Source organism: Streptomyces sp. NP-1717 (genome assembly GCF_022695985.1).
GTDB lineage: Bacteria > Actinomycetota > Actinomycetes > Streptomycetales > Streptomycetaceae > Streptomyces.
Genome location: NZ_JAAPBF010000041.1, coordinates 1 through 18,661 on the forward strand (window position 1 = coordinate 1; position 18,661 = coordinate 18,661).

Annotated in this window: 17 protein-coding genes and 1 pseudogene; 12 read left to right on the forward strand and 6 right to left on the reverse strand. The window is 70.7% G+C overall.

Annotated features, from left to right (window positions below):
• The 3 genes and pseudogenes from GXP76_RS11915 to GXP76_RS11925 form a co-directional block, all read right to left on the reverse strand.
• Positions 1–507: pseudogene (locus GXP76_RS11915) on the reverse strand (hypothetical protein); the annotation flags it as partial.
• Between the two features lie 113 nt (positions 508–620).
• A complete protein-coding gene (locus GXP76_RS11920; RefSeq protein WP_242571458.1) occupies positions 621–926 on the reverse strand; it encodes a hypothetical protein in 306 nt (101 codons plus the stop codon).
• Between the two features lie 100 nt (positions 927–1,026).
• Positions 1,027–1,626: a class I SAM-dependent methyltransferase gene (locus GXP76_RS11925; RefSeq protein WP_242571459.1), complete on the reverse strand. Its 600-nt coding sequence runs from the start codon at positions 1,624–1,626 to the stop codon at positions 1,027–1,029.
• 102 nt (positions 1,627–1,728) lie between these two features.
• Here GXP76_RS11925 and GXP76_RS11930 point away from each other — a divergent pair, with 102 nt between their 5' ends.
• Together GXP76_RS11930 and GXP76_RS11935 are read left to right on the forward strand one after the other, a co-directional pair.
• Positions 1,729–3,138: an NADP-dependent succinic semialdehyde dehydrogenase gene (locus GXP76_RS11930; RefSeq protein ID WP_242571460.1), complete on the forward strand. Its 1,410-nt coding sequence runs from the start codon at positions 1,729–1,731 to the stop codon at positions 3,136–3,138.
• A 226-nt stretch (positions 3,139–3,364) separates the two neighbouring features.
• Complete coding sequence (locus GXP76_RS11935; RefSeq protein WP_242571491.1) at positions 3,365–4,159, forward strand: SigB/SigF/SigG family RNA polymerase sigma factor; 795 nt, start codon at positions 3,365–3,367, stop codon at positions 4,157–4,159.
• 73 nt (positions 4,160–4,232) lie between these two features.
• On the opposite strand, the gene GXP76_RS11940 is transcribed toward GXP76_RS11935, so the two are convergent.
• Positions 4,233–6,239: an ABC transporter ATP-binding protein gene (locus tag GXP76_RS11940; protein WP_242571461.1), complete on the reverse strand. Its 2,007-nt coding sequence runs from the start codon at positions 6,237–6,239 to the stop codon at positions 4,233–4,235.
• Between the two features lie 586 nt (positions 6,240–6,825).
• Between GXP76_RS11940 and GXP76_RS11945 the strand changes: the two genes are divergently transcribed.
• Complete coding sequence (locus tag GXP76_RS11945; RefSeq protein ID WP_242571462.1) at positions 6,826–7,239, forward strand: roadblock/LC7 domain-containing protein; 414 nt, start codon at positions 6,826–6,828, stop codon at positions 7,237–7,239.
• Positions 7,240–7,336: 97 nt separating this feature from the next.
• Positions 7,337–8,419: a DUF6397 family protein gene (locus tag GXP76_RS11950; protein ID WP_242571463.1), complete on the forward strand. Its 1,083-nt coding sequence runs from the start codon at positions 7,337–7,339 to the stop codon at positions 8,417–8,419.
• A gap of 56 nt (positions 8,420–8,475) precedes the next feature.
• Here GXP76_RS11950 and GXP76_RS11955 read toward each other — a convergent pair whose 3' ends face one another.
• A complete protein-coding gene (locus GXP76_RS11955; RefSeq protein WP_242571464.1) occupies positions 8,476–9,462 on the reverse strand; it encodes a fibronectin type III domain-containing protein in 987 nt (328 codons plus the stop codon).
• A 198-nt stretch (positions 9,463–9,660) separates the two neighbouring features.
• On the opposite strand from GXP76_RS11955, the gene GXP76_RS11960 reads away from it, so the two are divergent.
• From GXP76_RS11960 to GXP76_RS11980, 5 genes are all read left to right on the forward strand, one after another.
• The gene (locus GXP76_RS11960; RefSeq protein WP_242571465.1) at positions 9,661–10,455 is read left to right on the forward strand and encodes an SDR family NAD(P)-dependent oxidoreductase; all 795 of its coding nucleotides are present in this window, start codon (positions 9,661–9,663) and stop codon (positions 10,453–10,455) included.
• Between the two features lie 28 nt (positions 10,456–10,483).
• Positions 10,484–10,996, forward strand: coding sequence for a GNAT family N-acetyltransferase (locus tag GXP76_RS11965; protein ID WP_242571466.1), 513 nt, complete (start codon positions 10,484–10,486; stop codon positions 10,994–10,996).
• 464 nt (positions 10,997–11,460) lie between these two features.
• Positions 11,461–12,312: a glycoside hydrolase family 19 protein gene (locus GXP76_RS11970; protein WP_374360706.1), complete on the forward strand. Its 852-nt coding sequence runs from the start codon at positions 11,461–11,463 to the stop codon at positions 12,310–12,312.
• 345 nt (positions 12,313–12,657) lie between these two features.
• Positions 12,658–12,993: a tyrosinase family oxidase copper chaperone gene (locus tag GXP76_RS11975; RefSeq protein WP_374360689.1), complete on the forward strand. Its 336-nt coding sequence runs from the start codon at positions 12,658–12,660 to the stop codon at positions 12,991–12,993.
• Between the two features lie 21 nt (positions 12,994–13,014).
• Positions 13,015–13,881, forward strand: coding sequence for a tyrosinase family protein (locus GXP76_RS11980; RefSeq protein ID WP_242571468.1), 867 nt, complete (start codon positions 13,015–13,017; stop codon positions 13,879–13,881).
• 149 nt (positions 13,882–14,030) lie between these two features.
• Here the strand turns inward: GXP76_RS11980 and GXP76_RS11985 are convergent, their stop codons facing one another.
• Complete coding sequence (locus tag GXP76_RS11985; protein WP_242571469.1) at positions 14,031–14,303, reverse strand: chaplin; 273 nt, start codon at positions 14,301–14,303, stop codon at positions 14,031–14,033.
• 231 nt (positions 14,304–14,534) lie between these two features.
• Between GXP76_RS11985 and GXP76_RS11990 the strand changes: the two genes are divergently transcribed.
• The 3 genes from GXP76_RS11990 to GXP76_RS12000 all read left to right on the forward strand — a co-directional run bounded on the left by GXP76_RS11990 (position 14,535) and on the right by GXP76_RS12000 (position 18,574).
• Complete coding sequence (locus tag GXP76_RS11990; RefSeq protein ID WP_242571470.1) at positions 14,535–16,055, forward strand: MFS transporter; 1,521 nt, start codon at positions 14,535–14,537, stop codon at positions 16,053–16,055.
• Positions 16,052–16,747, forward strand: a complete 696-nt coding sequence (locus GXP76_RS11995) for a TetR family transcriptional regulator (RefSeq protein WP_242571471.1) — start codon at positions 16,052–16,054, stop codon at positions 16,745–16,747. The genes GXP76_RS11990 and GXP76_RS11995 overlap by 4 nt, the downstream gene beginning before the upstream one ends.
• Before the next feature lie 120 nt (positions 16,748–16,867).
• Positions 16,868–18,574: a SpoIIE family protein phosphatase gene (locus GXP76_RS12000; RefSeq protein ID WP_374360694.1), complete on the forward strand. Its 1,707-nt coding sequence runs from the start codon at positions 16,868–16,870 to the stop codon at positions 18,572–18,574.
• Positions 18,575–18,661 lie beyond the last annotated feature (87 nt).

Here is an 18,661-nt window from a genome sequence, read left to right on the forward strand (position 1 = left end):
GTCCTCGTGGTCGAACTGATCCCGCCACGCCTCCCACTGAAGCGCGATCTCGTCCGCGCCGAGACGCCGCTGCGCGGGCCCCCAGCTCGTCGTGTCGGGCGGCGCGAGCGACGGTCTCGCCCCGTCGGCCTCCTCTCCCGGCTCCGGATCTGGATCGTGCGGCGCGGGAATCCCCGGCGCCGCCACCGCCAGGGCCAGCGGCCAGCCGGGGATCGCGGCGACCACCGTACGTTCGCCGGGAGACAGGTCGTACTCCATGCCGCAGTCCCACGCGGCGATGGCGACCGCGACCAGCGACACGTCGTCGACGGCCACCGTCCAGCGTGCGCCGGTGCCGTCCTGGCCGAGCACCAGTCCGTACCCGCGCTCGTACGGCTCCAGCCCCAGAGCCGCGCACGCCTCGGGAAAATCGTCCCCGAGCACGCTGGGAAACTGCGCGGGTGTCAGCAGTACGGCCGACAGCACGAAAAGCGCGTCGTCATCGGCGGATTCGTCCGTACCTGACACGGCACCTCCCCATCCGATCGGTCGTGTCCGATCGGTCGTCGGCGCACCTTAGCCAGTCGGCCACCCGGCCGTCGAGAGGTCGACGGCCGCCCGTACCGCTCGGGGCGCGCCAGTCAGGCCGCGGGCAGCCCGAGAAGGCTGCGCGCCACCGTCTGGGGCGACTCGTCCCGCTCGCGCGCCAGCGCTATCACCGCCCGGCAGGCCAGCTCGCTGACCCCGAAGGACAGCGCCTCGGGCGAGACCCAGCCGGACGCCTCGTCCATCCGGTCCTGGTCGTCCTCGGCGGTCGCCGCGACATACGTGGCAGCGGCATCGAACAGGTTGTGCTGTCGTGTCCGGCTCTGGGACGACGCGGCCGGCTCGGCGACCGGCGGAGCGGTCCGGTTCGATACGAAGAGTCCGCGCAGCTTGTCGAACATCGTCCGTCCACCTTCCGCACATCCCTCGGGCCCCCGCCTCCTACAGAAGTTCGATACCCGTTGACGCGGCGCCGCACTCGGCACGGGCCGCACCGGTGGCTCAGCCCTCGCGCACGGCAAGCGCGAGAAAACGGTCGTCCTCGTCCACGTACGACAGCAGCCGCCAGCCCGCCCCCGCCAGCAGCGGACGGAGCATGCCCTCGGCACGGAGGTCGTCCGGTGAGATCCGCCGGCCCTGCCGGGCGGCCAGCGCGGCCCGCCCGACGGGGTGGAAGAGTGCCAGCCGCCCACCGGGCCGTACGACCCCGGCCAGCTGCCGCAGATTCGTGGCGGGGTCCGGCAGATGGGCGATCAGCCCGGCGGCGAAGACCGCGTCCAGGGAGTGCCGGCGCAGCGGCAGACGTGCCACATCGGCGAGCAGCAGGACGCCGGCCGCGTCGCGACCGCTCCGTACGGCCGCCGCGAGCATCTCGGGAGTTAGATCGACGCCGAGTACCGTGCCCCGCGTCCCCACAGCGGCCCGCAGGGCGCTCAGGGCGCGGCCGGTGCCGCACCCCGCGTCCAGGACACGGTCGCCCGGACGCAGCCCCATCTCGGCCACCGCGGCGGCATAGGCCGGGCCGTCGTCGGGGAAGCGCGCGTCCCAGTCCGCCGCCCGGACACCGAAGAATTCCCGCACGTGCGTGTGGTCATGGGCCATGGGGACATGATCCCCCGCCGGGTGTCCCCGTGTCCCGCCCGCGTTGCGGGCCCGCGCCCGCCGGGCGAATGTCGAGGAACCGAATCGGAGGAGGACTGTCCCATGCCCATCGCCACGGTCGATCCCGCCACCGGCGAGACCCTGAAGACGTTCGACGCCCTGGGGTCCGACGAGATCGAGCGACGGCTGGCCGTGGCCGCCGCCGCGTTCGAACAGCACCGCACCACGGACTTCGGCCACCGCGCGAGGCTGCTGAACCGCGCCGCCGACCTCCTCGAAGAGGACCGGGACGAGATCGCCCGCACCATGACCACCGAGATGGGCAAGCCGATCGGCGCGGCACGCGCCGAGGCGGCGAAGTGCGCCAAGTCGATGCGCTGGTACGCGCGGCACGCCCCGGAGCTGCTGGCCGACGAGCACCCCTCGGCGGCCGACGTCCAGGACTCGGGAGCCGCACGCGCGTACGTCCGCTACCGCCCGCTGGGCGTGGTGCTGGCCGTCATGCCGTGGAACTTCCCGCTCTGGCAGGTCGTACGATTCGCCGCCCCCGCCCTCATGGCGGGCAACGTCGGTCTGCTCAAGCACGCGTCGAACGTCCCCCAGACGGCCCTGTATCTGGGCGACCTCTTCAGGAGGGCGGGTTTTCCCGAGGGCTGCTTCCAGACACTGCTCGTCGGGTCCGGGGCGATCGAGGGGATCCTGCGCGACCGCCGCGTGGCCGCGGCGACACTGACGGGCAGCGAGCCGGCCGGTCGCTCCGTCGCCGCGATCGCCGGTGACGAGGTGAAGCCGACCGTGCTCGAACTCGGCGGCAGCGACCCGTACATCGTGATGCCGTCGGCCGACATCGACCGCGCCGCGCGGACCGCGGTGACCGCCCGGGTGCAGAACAACGGCCAGTCGTGTATCGCGGCCAAACGCTTCATCGTGCACGCCGACGTCTACGACGCCTTCGGTGAACGTTTCGTCGCCGGGATGCGGAAGCTGTCCGTCGGCGATCCGATGGACGAGTCGACCGACATCGGCCCGCTCGCGAGCGAACAGGGCCGCGCCGACCTGGAAGAGCTGGTCGACGACGCGGTCAACCGCGGTGCCACCGCCCGCTGCGGCGGGCGCCGCCCGGACGGGCTGGACCGCGGCTGGTACTACGAACCCACCGTCCTCACGGATGTCTCCTCCGACATGCGCATCCACCACGAAGAGGCCTTCGGCCCGGTCGCCACCCTGTACCGGGTGACCGATCTCGACGAGGCGGTGAGCGTCGCCAACGACACCCCGTTCGGCCTGAGTTCCAACGTGTGGACGCGCGACGACGAGGACGTGCGGCGCTGCGTACGCGACCTCCGGGCCGGCGGCGTCTTCTTCAACGGCATGACCGCGTCCCATCCCGCGCTCCCCTTCGGCGGCGTCAAGCGCTCCGGGTACGGACGCGAGCTGTCGGACCACGGGATCCGCGCATTCTGCAACATCACGACCGTCTGGCACGGCGCCGAACCGGACGGCGACGCCTGAGAAGCGAGCGCCCGCGCTCCTCGAAGCCCGGATCTCCGCCCCCCCCAGGACAGATCTCCGCCCCTGAACACCCCCGTTTGCCACGGGTGTTCAGGGGCACAAGAGGGTCGTGCTTCGGACAGGAGGCACGTCCGTGGAGCGGCGTACCGCTCCGGGCGTCGCCCGGCGGCCGCTGTGTGCTCCTCCGGTGACGACGGCCGCGTCGAGCGAGGAGCTGAAGAACATCATGACCCCTCGGGTGATGGCCTACCGGGTGAGGCACGAGGACGTCCCGGACACCTCCGCGGCCTTCGAGCGGGCCGCAGGGCTGCCGGACGGCCCCGAGAAGGGACGGACTCGCGGGGAGATCGTCTGCGCCTGGCTCCCGATGGCCGACAGGCTGGCCGGGCGGTTCCGGCACCGGGGCGAGGCGCTGGAGGATCTGCGGCAGGTCGCGGCGATCGGACTGGTGAAGGCGGTCGAGCGTTACGACCCGCACCGGGGCACCGCGTTCGAGAGCTTCGCCGTGCCCACGATCACCGGGGAGCTCAAGCGGCACTTCCGCGACCGGCTGTGGTCCGTCCATGTGCCACGGCGGGTGCAGGAACTCCGGGCCCGCGTGCGCGACGCCCGCGACGAACTGGCACAGCGGCACGGCATCCTGGCGCCGACGGTGGAGCAGATCGCCTTCCACGCGGGAATGACGCCGAACGAAGCGGTCCTGGGAGTCGAGGCCATGGACTGCTTCAACGTGCTGTCGCTCGACGCGAGCCCGGCCTCCCCGGACGAGGGCCTCACACTCGGCGACTCCCTGGGTGCCTGGGACGAGGCGCTCGACGCCGTGATCGACCGTGAGTCGGTCAAGCCGCGGCTGCGCCGGCTGCCCGACCGGGAGAAGCGGATCCTCTACATGAGGTTCTTCCGCGGGATGACGCAGAGCAGCATCGCCGAGGACCTCGGCATCTCACAGATGCACGTCTCGCGGCTGATCAACGACTCCTGCGCGCGCATCCGCAGGGATGTGATGCGCGACGCCGCGTAGGCCGTGCCCCGGATGCCGTACGGGCTCCGAGCACGTACGGCACCTGGGAGGAAGTCTGTCGGTCAGGGCGGTGTCACACGGCCTCCTCGGCGGTCGTGCCGGAGGGCCGGGCCGGCCCCGCCGCGCCCGCCTGACGCGGCACGGCACCGTTCCCCGCCCCCGTCCCGTGCCCGTACTGCCGTGCCTGCATGTGGAACATCGAGGCGTATCTGCCCTCGGCGGCCAACAGGCTCTCGTGGTCGCCCTGTTCGACCAGTCTGCCCTCGTGCAGCACGTAGATGAGGTCCGCGTGCCGCACCCCTGACATGCGGTGCGTGACCAGGACGACCGCTCTCCGTTCGCCGGCCAGCCCCCGGGTCCGGTCGAAGGCCTCGATCTCCGACTCGGGGTCCAGGGCCGACGTGGGCTCGTCCACGACGATCACCTGCGCGTCCCGGTAGTGGGCGCGTGCCAGGCCGAACTTCTGCCACTGGCCGCCGGACAGCTCGGAGGCCCCGCGGAACACGCGGGCCAGCAGGGTCTGGAACCCCTTCGGCAGCGCCTCGGCGACCCGGTCCGCGCCCGAGTAGCCGGCCGCCGCGTCCAGATCGCCCTCGGCGCTGTCGGGCCGGCCGATCTCGATGTTCGTCCGGGCGGTGACCGGCCAGCGCTCGAAATCCTGGGTGAGCAGGGACACCCGGTCGAAGATCTGGTCGCGGTCCGCCTCCGCGATGTCGACGCCGTCCCAGGCCAGCCGCCCGCTGTCCGGCAGATGGAGTCCGGCGAGCAGCTTCACGAGGGTGCTCTTGCCGGAGCCGTTCTCGCCGACCAGGGCGACCACCGAGCCCATGGGAACAGTCAGGGACAACCCGGTGAGCGCGGGCGTCTCACGGTCCGGATAGCTGAAGGAGACGTCCTCCAGGGTGATCACCTTCGTGGGCTCGGGGATCGGGCGGCCTCCGTACGGAATCGACCTGTCTCCCGCCTCCGCGAGGAACCTCTCCATGTCACGTACGTAGAGGGACTCCTCGTGCAGCGAGTTCGTGGTCACCACGAGCGCGCCCAGGCTGGCCGAGCCCGACCTGACCGCGACCACGGCCGTGCCCGCCACCGCCAGGTCCATCCGCCCGGACATGATGAGCGCGGCCATCGTTCCGTAGGTGATCAGCGCGGCCACCCCGGACAGCGCGGCGGCGAGCAGTTCGGTGCCCGCCTTGTCCTTGGCCAGCCGCGTCGCCTCCGACTCCGCGCTCTCGGCCATGTTGCGGTAGTGACGCAGGAGGAAGCGGCCCACGCCGTGCACACGTACCTCGTGCGCGGCGGAGCGGGAGGTGAGGAGCCCGGCGATCAGACGGCTGGCGCGCAGATGTTCCACCCACGCCATCACCGACAGGTACCGCCGCTGGGAGACGCGCATCGCGCCCCAGCCGCGCGGCGCCGCGATCAGCAGGAGCATCGGCAGCAGCAGCGGGTGCAGCACGGTCAGTACGCCGCCGACGGCGAGCAGCGAGATGACCCCGTTCATGGTGGCGACGCAGGCGCCGATCATGTTCCGTGCCGACGGCGGGCCGTACTGGGCGGTGTCGATCAGCCGACGGAACTCGCCGTCCTCGATCGCCTCCAGCTCCACCCGGACCGCGGCACGCAAGTACTCCTCGTTCGCGGCCCGTTCGACCTTCGGCTCCAGCCGTCCGGCCGCCGAGGTGGACCATGAGGCCAGGAGCGCGCCCGCCACCGCGACGACCGCGCCCACGACGAGGGCGGGCAGCGCGTCGGAGACCCGGTCGGCGGCGCTCCCGCCACCGAGGAGCGAGCCGAGCACGGAGTTGACCACCAGCAGGCTCAGCGCCGCCGTCAGTCCCTGGCCCGCCTCGGCGATACCGACGGTCACCAGCGCCGGCCGGTCGGTCCGCCAGGCGAGCCGCAGGGTGCCCGCGACCATTCTCGGCATCGTGCGCACCGAGGAGAGCAGACCGAGTTCGAGCGGTGCCCACTCGTGGTCGGACCAGCCGGTGTCGTACCGCAGTGGCCCGCCGAACAACTCGCGCTCGCTGTCCGACACCGCGTTCTCGGCGGGCCTGGGACGCCTGAGTAACCTCATGCGGCGCCACCCCCTGCGTCAACTCGGTGCATCGGGGGCCCGATCGGGGACCGGTCGGTGACCGGCGGTCTCTCGAACGCGCGGTGAACGTCCAAGGGCGGGGCGAGGGGCTTCATGGTTCCTCCCGTGAGCGACGTCGATGTGCACGGTCTTTGATGAACTCCGCTGATCAAGTGGCCGTAACGGGGAGCATGACGCGAATTCTCGATGGATGACCGGAGTTGACGGCAGACGTGGGCAGACGTCCGGAAAGTGACCGTAACCCTGTGTTCGTTTCACTCCGGCGTGACAGGTGACACGATCGAGGGATCGCGTTGCGGTGGTGAATTGACGGAAGTGGCAGCTCGGTGCCGGAGGCTGCGCGGGGGGAGCGGTCTGCCGCCTGCGATGCCGTGAGGCGTTGCGAAGGCATACGGCGGGGTCCGATTTTGATCGTTTCACTGATGGGAACGGTTGGTTCCGTGTGAACTTCCCGGGGCGCTGGATCGCTTGCCCGTGGGCAGGTCGGTGCGCGAGGCTTGCGAGGGACGGGGGAGATACGGGGCACAGGGCGCGGTACCTGTCTGAACGGGGAGAGTGGTCACCAATGGCGCTGGAAGACGGACTTGACTGGCTTCTGGAGGATCTGACCGGTCGGGTCGAGCCCATACGGCACGCGCTCGTGCTGTCCAACGACGGGCTGGTGACCGGTGCGAGTTCCGGTCTGGCGCGCGAGGACGCGGAGCATCTGGCGGCGGTCTCGTCCGGTCTGCACAGTCTCGCCCGGGGGTCCGGTCGGCACTTCAACGCGGGCAAGGCGCGCCAGACCATGATCGAGTTCGATGACGCGCTGCTGTTCGTCACGGCGGCGGGGGACGGCAGTTGTCTCTGCGTGCTGAGCGAGGCGGAGGCCGACGTGGGGCAGATCGCCTACGAGATGACGCTCATGGTCAACCGGGTCGGCGAGCATCTCGGCATCGCGGTGCGGCAGTCGGGCCACACGGCGGTCACCGACGTCTGAGGGCCTCCGAAAGTTATCCACAGGGCAGAGCGAGGATTTTGACACTCGGCTAGGTTCGTCACCGAGAGTAGTAATCAACTCACGGGGGAGAACGCAGATGTCTGTCATGGAAATCCCGGAGACACTCGCGGCCGGCCGAGCTGCTCAGGAACTGCGGCTGAAGCGGGGCGAGTTCGAGCTGGCGACGCAGATGGGCCATGTCCGCACCGTCGGCGGTGCCCTGAGTGGCCGTCGCCGGGTCGCGCGCGGCGAGGTCGAGCGGCTGCGGAGGGCGGCGGGCTTTCCCGGCGCGCTGCGCGAGCGGGTGCGCACGGTGGGCACGGCCGAGGGGGCGGAGCTGATGGACATCAGCCCCGGCCGCTTCACCCGGCTCGCGCGTGCGGGGTATCTGGTGCCGGTGCGCTTCTATCTGAATCGCTATCGAGCGGTCGTCTGGCTCTATCTCGCCGAGGAGCTACGGGCGTTCGCGAGCAGTGAACCGGGCTTGCTCACGGGCCGGTTGCCGCGAACGCGGACGCGTACGGAGCCACGGAACCGCACCGCCCGCGTCGGCGCCGGATCCTGCGCAGGCGCACGCGCGGAAGCGGCGCTCGACGCCGAGGCGGCGGAGGCGGCCGGGGAAAGGACGGCGGGGGAGGAGGACTGCCGTCCGCGCAACTGGCGTGGCCGCCGTATCGGGCTTCTGCTGCACGAGAGCGACGACCGGTGGGAGCGCGCGGCGATCGTCGGTTCCGTGCTCGATCCCGTCCAACTGGCCGAGCTCGTACCGGATCCGTACGAGCGCGCGTGTCTGAACCGGTTCCGGCCGGATCTCGCACCGGGTCGTCCCGCGTCGGAGGCGGGGCGCGAGGTCATGGGGCGGTTGCTGACCGCCGACGATCCGGACGAGATCAGCTGGCACCGCTCCAGCCTCACCGCGCTGCTTGCCGACGCGCGCCGGGACCGGCAGGCGCCGCGCCCGAGCGGTACGGCTCCCGCGTTGGCGCACACACCGGAATCGGCTTCCGCGACGGAGCCGGCGCCGCCGGCCGGACCGGTACGGGCGACCGGTCCGGCCGGGACGTGCGAACCGGTCCCGTACGGCGGCCGGCACGGGCGTCCGCTGCTGACCCGGCTGAGGGGCAGGAGAGTGCGGGGCCGGGAGGCCGCCGTGCCTCTCGGCGGCAGCGCCGACCGGTGAGTTCGGGCCCTGCCCGACCGGTCTCGCGGGCTGTACCGGCGTGACCGGCCGGCCGGTCAGGACTTGGCTTCGCCGGTGACCATGGTGATCTCGGGGGAGAAGCTGCCCCACTCCCCGTCCGGCAGCTTCGCGCGGATCTTCACCTTGTAGCTGACGCCGGGCTTCTTGCCCGCGAAGACGCTCTCGGTGGTCTTGCCCACCGGCGCCTTGTTGCCCCAGACCAGCGTGGTGGTCAGTTTCCCGTTGAGATGGATCTCGTACGAGGGCACCTCGCCGTCGACCTTCGGAGGCAGCCAGGACAGATCGAGGTAGTAGGCACCGTCTTCGGCGCTCTTGTGCCGGTCGACCTTGAAGCCGAGGGGTGCCGTGTCGGGGTCCTCGCCGGGGCCCTTCGGGGTGCTGATCTTCACCGGGGCGCTGGCCGGTGAGGTGTTGTCGGCGGCGTCCCTGGCCTGGAGGGTGAACGAGTAGTCGGTGCCGGGGCGCAGCCCCGTGACCTTGGCCGTGGTCACGTCGCCGCTCACGCTGTGGATCTTCGAGCCGCCCTGGAGGATGTCGTAGGAGGTGATGCCCTGGCCCTTGCCCGGTGCGCTCCAGGTAAGTTCGGCGCCGCGTGAACCATCGTGCTTGCCACGCAGTTTCGCGGGCTTCGCCGGCGCTTCCTTGTCCTCGGCGACCACTTCGGGTGTGGTGACCGGCTTCTTCTCGCTGTGCGGCGAGAGGTTCCCGGCCGCGTCCTTGGCCCGCACGGAGAACGAGTAGGCGGTGGACGGCTTCAGACCGGTGATGTCGATCATCAGCTTCTCGGGGGCGACATCCTTGACCTTGGTGTCCCCTTGGTAGACCACATAGCCGCTGATCGCGACATCGTCCTTGGCCGCTTCCCACATGACGTGCGCGGACACCGCGCTGCCGGCCTGAACGGTGAGGCCCTTGGGCGCGGATGGCGGCTGTGAGTCCTTGTCGTCACCGCCGCCACCGCAGGCGACGAGCGTGAGAGCGGTAGCGGTAACGAGCGCGACCTGGGTGGGGGTCCGTCGCACGATCGTCTCCTCCGTCCAAGGCGAGGGGCAATGGTCTAGACATATATGACACAGTGTCGGGTTCACTTCAAGAGCTGGTGCCAGGTGGAATGCGAAATCGAGGGAAGCCGACACTCCGCCAGGCGGGCAGGACCGTTCCGCGCGCGGGCCCCCACGCACAATGACCTCGGTCCACCGGACAGCTGGAAGGAACTGAACGTGCAGATCGACCTCGCAGGCAAGACCGCCCTGGTCACCGGCTCCACGCAGGGCATCGGGGCGGCCATCGCGGCCGGACTCGCCCGCGCGGGAGCCCGCGTCGCGGTGAACGGTCGCTCCGAGGAGTCCGTGGCCGCCGCCCTCGACAGCCGGCGCGCCGAGTGCCCCGACGCCGAGTTCCTGGCCGCGCCGGGTGACGTGTCGACCGAGAGCGGCACCGAGCGGGTACTCGGAGCGGTGCCACGGGTGGACATCCTCGTCAACAACCTGGGCATCTTCGGGCCCCGGCCCGCGCTGGAGATCGGCGACGAGGAGTGGCGGCGCTACTTCGAGGTCAATGTCCTGGCCGCGGTCCGGCTCACACGCGCCTGTCTCGGCGGGATGACCGAACGTGGCTGGGGCCGGGTCCAGTACATCGCCAGCGACTCGGCGATCGTCGTCCCCGCCGAGATGATCCACTACGGCGTCTCCAAGACCGCGCTGCTGGGGGTCTCCCGCGGCTTCGCGAAGGCGGCGGCGGGCAGCGGCGTCACCGTGAACTCCGTCCTCGCGGGACCCACGCACACGGGCGGAGTCGAGGACTTCGTCTATGAACTTGTCGACAAGTCCCTTCCCTGGGAGGAGGCCCAGCGCGAGTTCATGCGCGAGCACCGGCCGCAGTCGCTCCTCCAGCGGCTCATCGAACCCGAGGAGATCGCGAACATGGTCGTCTACCTCAGCTCGCCCCTCGCGTCGGCGACCACCGGGGCCGCGGTGCGGGTGGACGGTGGATACATCGACTCGATCGTTCCGTGATCGCTCATTGATGACAGGATGGGTCGCTGTGCAGACCAACACGCTTGTCGTCCGCCGCGCGGCGCCCGCCGACGCGTCCGACATCTCCGGACTGTGGCTGAGATCGTTCGCGGCCGCCCTCCCGAGTGTCACCCGCCCCCACAGCGAGGAGCGGGTGCACGCCTGGATACGTGACATCGTCCTGCCCACCCAGGAGACCTGGGTGGCCACCGTCGACGAGGCGGTGGTCGGCATGATGGTGATCGAGGGCGGCGACATCGACCAGCTGTACCTCGATCCGGACCATCGGGGCTGCGGGATCGGCGACCACCTGCTCGACCTGGCGAAGCGGCGCCGGCCGGGCGGACTCTCGCTGTGGACGTTCCAGGTGAACGGGCCCGCGCGGCGTTTCTACGAGCGCCACGGCTTCGTCCCGGTGGAGAAGACCGACGGCCGGGGCAACGAGGAGAACGAACCGGACGTGCGCTACAGCTGGTACCCCGAGCCGGGCACCGGTGGCATCCCCGGTCCCGCCAAGGAGCCTGATCCGGCGGCCCTCTGACCGCCTGCGTGCGTGCGACGACCGCGCCGCGACGGCGACCGGCCGCTGCGGGACGACGCGCAAGATGCGGGGGATGCCGAGCGGCGGTTCGGCGGTCGCGGCATCGAACCGAAGGGGTCGTCGCCCTGTTTCCGTCGGCCAGGGGCGAAATCGCGTCGCATCCGCGCTCCGGCGGGGTCGACGCCGCCGACAACCGCGGTGAGTTGTGCGGGGTGGGACGGCTCCGCCGCGAACCGCGCGTCCCACAAGTCCTGCTCATCCCCACCGTCAGGGGCGGAAGGTGACGGTGGGTCCGCCGAGTCACCGGCCGAAACTCGACAGTTGGTCTAGACCTTGACAGGTACGGTGAGTTCCGGTTTGGTTCCCTCACCCCCATGGCGGCCGTCCCTCAACGACGGCCGCGCGAAGGAGTGAGTCGCTTGCGACAGCGAGTTCTTGCACTGTTCACCGCGCTGGTCTCGGCCATGGCCCTCGCGGTATTCCTGCCCGCCTCGACCTCGGCGGCGGCCACGTCGGCCGCCGCGTGCACGACCGGTTGGAACGCCTCCACCGTCTACTGGGGCGGCGACACCGCCTCGTACAACGGCCGCAATTGGACGGCGAAGTGGTGGACCCAGAACGAGAGACCCGGCACGGTCGACGTCTGGGCCGACAACGGCGCCTGTGGCGGTGGCCCGACCGACCCGCCGCCCACCGGTGGCTTCGTGGTCAGCGAGGCGCAGTTCAACCAGATGTTCCCGAGCCGCAATTCGTTCTACACCTACAACGGTCTCAAAGCCGCGCTGAGCGCCTACCCGGCCTTCGCGAACACCGGCAGCGACACCATCAAGCGCCAGGAGGCCGCCGCCTTCCTCGCCAACGTCAGCCACGAGACCGGCGGGCTGGTCCACATCGTGGAGCAGAACACGGCCAACTACCCGCACTACTGTGACAGTTCGCAGTGGTACGGCTGCCCGGCGGGTCAAGCGGCCTACTACGGGCGCGGTCCCATCCAGCTCAGCTGGAACTTCAACTACAAGGCCGCGGGCGACGCCCTCGGCATCGACCTGCTGGGCAACCCCTGGCTCGTCCAGAACGACTCGGCCATCGCCTGGAAGACCGGTCTCTGGTACTGGAACACCCAGAACGGTCCCGGCACCATGACCCCGCACAACGCGATGGTCAACAGCCGCGGATTCGGCGAGACCATCCGCAGCATCAACGGCAGTATCGAGTGCAACGGAGGCAACCCCGCTCAGGTCCAGAGCCGGATCGCCAAGTACCAGAGCTTCACCCAGATCCTCGGCACCACCCCCGGTGGCAACCTCGGCTGCTGAGCCCGGAGCGTCACTACGACAGTCGGACGTAGTTCAGAGAACTGTTCTGCGACCTCCTCGTTGACCGGTTCGGGGCAGAGACCCGTCTGCCCCGAACCGGATCAGTGTCCGTGTCCCACCTCTTACGAGCGGTGGGACACGGCGGACGAGTGGAGGTTCGCCATGCCAGGCGGTACCCAGTTGCGAACGCGGCCCGTGGAGGCCCGGCGCCCTGCGGAGCCTGTTGCCCTCGCGCCACCCCGGCCGCGTCGGAGCCATGAGCCGCCCGTATCGCGCGCGCCCGCCCCGGCGCCCCCGCCCAGCCGCTCCCGGCGCCTGTTTCTGCGCGCGGCGTTCGCCCTCGGAGTGATCGGCGGTACGGCCACTGCCCTGCTGCCCGTCCTCCGGGCCGATGGCCGCAAGGCCGGCCCCTCACCCGTCGAGGCCGCGGGCCCCCCGGCGGAACCCCCCCGGCCGGCCGGGCAGTTCGACGAGATGTACGGCGGCCGGCACATCCAGGGGACGGACGCCGGTGTCCTTATCGACGGCCGGCCGCTGCACCTCATGCGGCGCGCCGACGGCGGCTACCTCAGTGTCGTCAACCACTACGAGTCGTTCCCGACCGCCCTCGCCACCGCCCGCGCGGCGGTCGACGACCTCGGCGGTGCCCAGCTCTCGCTCGCCGGACCGGCATCCCACTGACCGCAGGGAGGGTCTTCCACGGTGCATATCAGAAAGAATCAGCGCAATCTCACCGGTGCGGAGAAGAAGCGCTTCGTCGCCACGGTCCTGGAACTCAAACGCCGGGGCGGCTATGACGAGTTCGTCCGCCAGCATGTCCAGTACTACCGCGCCGACGGCGACGACGGGCTGCGGGCGGCCCACATGGCACCGTCGTTCCTGCCGTGGCACCGCAAGTACCTGCTGGAGTTCGAGCGGGCGCTTCAGCGCATCGACCCCAAGGTGACCGTGCCGTACTGGGACTGGACGACGGACAACACACCGGCCGCGTCCCTGTGGGCCGAGGACTTCCTCGGCGGGGACGGCCGTTCCTCCGACGGGCAGGTCACGACCGGTGCGTTCGCTTACGCGGCGGGCAACTGGACCATCGATGACGGTGTGCTGGAGCGCAAGTTCCTCGTCCGTGCCTTCGGCCGGCCCACCTCTCCGATCGCGCTGCCCACCAAGGACGAACTGGCCTGGGCGATGGACGAGTCGGTCTACGACGCTGCGCCCTGGGACTCGACGGCCCCACGCGGCTTCCGCAATCGCCTCGAAGGCTGGACGGTGGGCAGCGACAAGACGCGATGGCGTAATCACAACCGTGTCCACCGGTGGGTGGGCGGCCAGATGCTGGGCGCGACAGCGCCGCACGATCCCGTTTTCTGGCTCCATCACGCCTTCGTCGACCTCCTCTGGGACCGCTGGCAGAAGAGGCACCCGAAGGCGACCTATCTTCCGCGGCGGAAGCTGGGCCGGGACGATCCGCAGCGAGGACAGGCGATCAGCCTGGACGAACCGATGCCGCCGTGGCGGACGAAGCCGTCGGAGATGCTCAGCCATCGGAGTCTGTACCGCTACGACGCCTGAGCGGGCTCGCGCGGGCGCGCCTCCCGGCGCCTCGCGCACCTCCGCCCCCGCACGCGCAACGGCCTCCCGCATCGGAATGCGGGAGGCCGTTGCCTCATACCTCATGCCTCAGTCACCGACGGGGACGTATGTCCCCGGGCGCCGGAGGCTCAGCGGCCGTAGCCGCCCTTGTGGTGCTTGCCGTCGACGTTGACGCACTGGTTGCCGAACGCCGGGTTCAGCAGGCCGATCACGTCGACGGTGTTGCCGCAGAGGTTCACCGGGACGTGCACGGGCACCTGGACCACGTTGCCGGAAAGGACTCCGGGCGAACCGACGGCCGCGGCCTCGGCGCCGGCGTCGGCAGCGGCCATACCGGCACCGCCGGCCAGCACGGCGCCCGTGCCGGCGAGAACAGCAGCTGCCTTCGCAATACGCGACATCAAGTTTCTCCTTGAACGTTTCGAGCACAGCCGCACGATGTGCGGCCTTCACGCACGTTCAACGCGCAAACGCACCCTCGGTCACGAAATTGAGCCAATCGGTGAGGAAACGCCATGTGACAAAGGGGTGCACGCGCGTTTACCCTCGGGGTGAACGCTTGTGCACCCCTCGCCGTCCCTCCCCGCCACGCGGTCCGGGACGCCGCCACCGCGGAAGGATCCGGAGAGAAGATGTCCGCAGCAGCGATACCGGAGCCGGGCTCGGCCTCGTCCTCGGCGCCGGCACCAGCGCCGGGGCCCGAACCCGTTCAGGGGCGGCGGCGCCGCTTCCTCGTCGCGGTGCTCGCCTTCTGCGGCGTCGTGGTCGCCGTGATGCAGACCCTGGTCGTCCCGCTGCTGCCGCACGTCCCCGCCCTCACGGGCAGCACACCCGCCGCCGCGAGCTGGCTCGTCACGATCACGCTCCTGACGGGCGCGGTCTTCACTCCCGTACTGGGCCGCGTCGGCGACATGTACGGCAAGCGCAGGGTCCTCGTCGCCTCACTGGGCGTGCTCGTCGCCGGTTCGGTCCTGTGCGCCGTCAGTTCCCATATCGGTGTGCTGATCGCCGGCCGGGCACTCCAGGGTGCCGCGCTCGCCGTCGTACCGCTCGGCATCAGCATCATGCGCGACGAGCTGCCGCCCGCGCGGCTGCTGTCCTCCGTCGCCCTCATGAGCTCGACCCTCGGGATCGGCGCCGCCGTCGGCCTGCCCGTCGCCGCCCTCGTCGTCCAGAACTTCGACTGGCACACCATGTTCTGGGCCTCCGCCGTGCTGGGGATCGTCGACATCGTGCTCGTCCTGTGCTGCGTCCCCGAGTCACCCCTGCGCTCCCGGGGCCGGTTCGACGTCATCGGCACCCTCGGCCTGTCCGCCACCCTCGTCAGCCTGCTCCTCGCCGTCACCCAGGGCGCGGACTGGGGCTGGACCTCCGTGCGTACCATCGGTCTGCTCGTGGCCGCACTGACCATCGGTCTCCTCTGGGGCGCGTACGAGCTGCGCACCACGTCCCCCATGGTCGACCTGCGGGTCTCCGCGCGCCCCGCCGTGCTGCTCACGAACATCGCCGCTCTCCTCATCGGCTTCGCCTTCTACGCGAACTCCCTGGTCACGGCGCAGATGGTGCAGGAACCCACAAGCACCGGTTACGGGATCGGGGCATCGATCGTCGTGGGCGGACTCTGTCTGCTGCCCGGTGGTCTCGCGATGGTGGCGCTGTCACCGGTGTCGGCGCGGATCTCCGCGAAGTACGGCCCCCGGACGGCGCTGGCGCTCGCCGCCGCGGTGATGGCCGTCGGGTACGTGGTGCGCTTCTTCACCAGTCACAGTCTGTGGCCGATCATCGGCGGCGCGACCGTCGTCGCGGCGGGCACCGCGATCGCCTATTCGGCCCTGCCCGCGCTCGTCATGCGCGCGGTACCGGCGGGCGAGACCGGCGCGGCCAACGGCCTCAACACCCTGATGCGCTCCGTGGGACAGGCGTTCTGCAGCGCGGTGGTCGCCGCCGTACTGGCCAACATCACCTTCCAGGCCGGTGGCCGTACCGCACCGACACTCCACGCCTATCTGCTGGTCTTCCTCATCGCGGCCGGAGCGGCGCTGCTCGCCCTGGCGGTCACCCTGTGTCTGCCGGGCCGCGCGGCGGCGGCCGGGGCGGGTACCGTCGGCAAGGAGCAGACAGCGAGCCGTACGTTCGCCGAGGAGGGCGCGTGACGACCGGACAGGCGGCCGACGGGACGGTGGACCCCGGCACGGACGCGGACGCCGAACCCGCGACCGCTCCCCGCACGGGCCCCGGCACCGACGCGGATTCCGGCACCGGCCCGGACCCCGGCACCGGCCGTCTCGCGATCCTGCGCGCCGCTCGCCGCGCGTTCACCCAGCGGCCCTATGCCGAGGTGACCATGCGCGGCATCGCCGCCGACGCAGGCGTCAGCGCCTCGCTCATCGTCAAACGCTTCGGTACGAAGGAACGCCTGTTCAACACCGTCGCCGACTTCGGCCCCGCCGCCGACAAGCTGTTCGCCGCGCCGCCCGCCGTACTCGGCAGGCATCTGGTGCTGACCATGGTCCGGCTCCGGCGCGAGAACCACTCCGACCCCCTGCTGCGCGTCGTCTTCTCCCTCGGCAACATGGACGAGCGAACCCTGCTGCGCGAGCGCTTCCGCGAGCAGGTCACCGCCCGGCTGGCCGGTCTCATCGGCGGTGAGCGCAGCGAGCTGCGGGCGGAGCTGATCACCGGCCAGCTCCTCGGGCTGGGCGCCACCCTCAGCCTCCACCGCCCCGGCGCGGGCGAGGAGGCCACCCCCGAGCTGATCGCGGACCTCTACGCCCCCGCGCTCCAGCGGCTGATCACCGGGCCGGCCGGCCTCCCCGACCAGGAGCCCGGCCGAGCCGGTCACTGAGCGTCGCCGCGGCGCCGGCACACGTCCGCTTGCGGTCCGTGCCGGTGCCGCGCACACAATTGACATCAGAAGGCACAGAACGAACCGACCCGCCGTGCCCGCGACTGGGAAGAGGGGCCCGTGAGTGTCGAACCGCCACCCGGCCTTCCGCTCCCCGACGGGGCCGAGCCGGACTGGCCCGCCGGTCCCGACCTCACCCTCGCGTACAACCGCATGGGCAGCTTCGACATCGATTTCGTCCGCGAGTACATGCACCTCGACCCCGCGGCCCTGGAGGTGTTCGACCTCCGCCCCGACGAGTACGACGGCAGCATGGAGGTCCCCAACCGGTTGCCGCCCGAGGAACTGGAGCGCCTGGACACCCTGATCCGGCGGACGCTGGACAAGGGCAGCAGCGTCTACGGCGCTTACTTCTGGATCCGCTGCCGCGACGGATCACGCCGATGGCTCCACACCCAGGGCCATGTCCTGCGGGACACCAAGGGCAACACCTGCCGGGCCATCGGCATCGTGCGGGACGCCACCCGGGAACTGGACGACGCGGCGATGCGCACCGAGCTCGTCGAGACCCGCCGCCGGCTCACCGGCATGGTCCGCCGCGTCACCGCCCTGCTGGCCCGCGCGACCACCGTGCGGGACGTCACCGACGCGCTCAAGGACGCCGAGGCGCTCAGCAACCTCGGCGCGGTGAGCGTGATGCTCGGCATCGTCGAGAACGGACACGTGCACACGGTCACCGAGGGGCGGCTGGGCCTGTACGTCCCGGAACTCCAGTACACACGGATCGACGCGCGATTCCCGATGAGCGAGGTCGTCCGCACGCTGCGGCCCCGCTACATCACCTCACGCGAGGAATTCCGCCGCTCCTTCCCCCCGCTCTGGCACCACATCCAGCATCTCCCGGTGGCCTCGGGCGCCTATCTGCCGCTGATCGTGCAGGGCAGGACGATCGGCGCGCTCGGGATGCTGTACTCCCGGCACGGCGGCTTCTCCGGAGAGGAACGCAACCTGCTGATCACACTCAGCAGCAGCATCGCCCAGAGCCTCCAGCGCGCGATGCTCTTCGAGCAGGAGCACGATCTCGCCGACAGCCTGCAGCGGGCCATGCTGCCGCACCACATCCCCGAGGTCCCCGGAGCCCGTATCGCCGTCCGCTACCGCGCCGCCAGGGCCGGACGTGACATCGGCGGCGACTGGTACGACGTGATTCCCCTGACCGGCGGCCGGGTCGGACTGATGATCGGCGACGTCCAGGGCCACGACACCGACGCCGCCGCCGTGATGGGGCAGCTGCGGATCGTCCTGTGGGCGTACGTCTCCGAGGGGCACTCGCCCGCGACGGCGATGGCCCGCGCCTCCACCTTCCTCCACGAGCTGGACACCGACCGCTTCGCCACCTGCACCTACGTGGAAGCCGATCTGTCGACAGGCGCGCTCCAGATCGTCCGGGCCGGACACCTCGAACCGATGGTGCGCGACCGCGACGGCGGATGCGTCACCATCGACACCGAGGGCGGACTGCCGCTCGGGATCACGAACACCTCCCGCAGACGGGGCGGCGCCGACTACCCGGTCACCCTGACGACCCTCGCTCCCGGCGAGACGCTGCTCATCTACACCGACGGACTGGTGGAGCGGCCGGGAGCCACACTCGACGAAGGACTCGAACGGCTGGAGCGTGCCGTACGGAACGGTCCCGGTGACATCCAGGAACTCGCGGACCGTCTCGCCGAGATGGTGGGGGAGCACGGAGGGGGCGGCGACGACATGGCCCTGCTGCTCATGCGCAGGAACCCCGCGCCGCGCGAGCACCCGCCGGGCATCTGACCACCCCTCACTTACCTCTGACGTGTCATCAGAGGGGCGCGGCGCGGGTGCGCGGGCATCTATGCAGGCACCCCACGTCACTTCCGC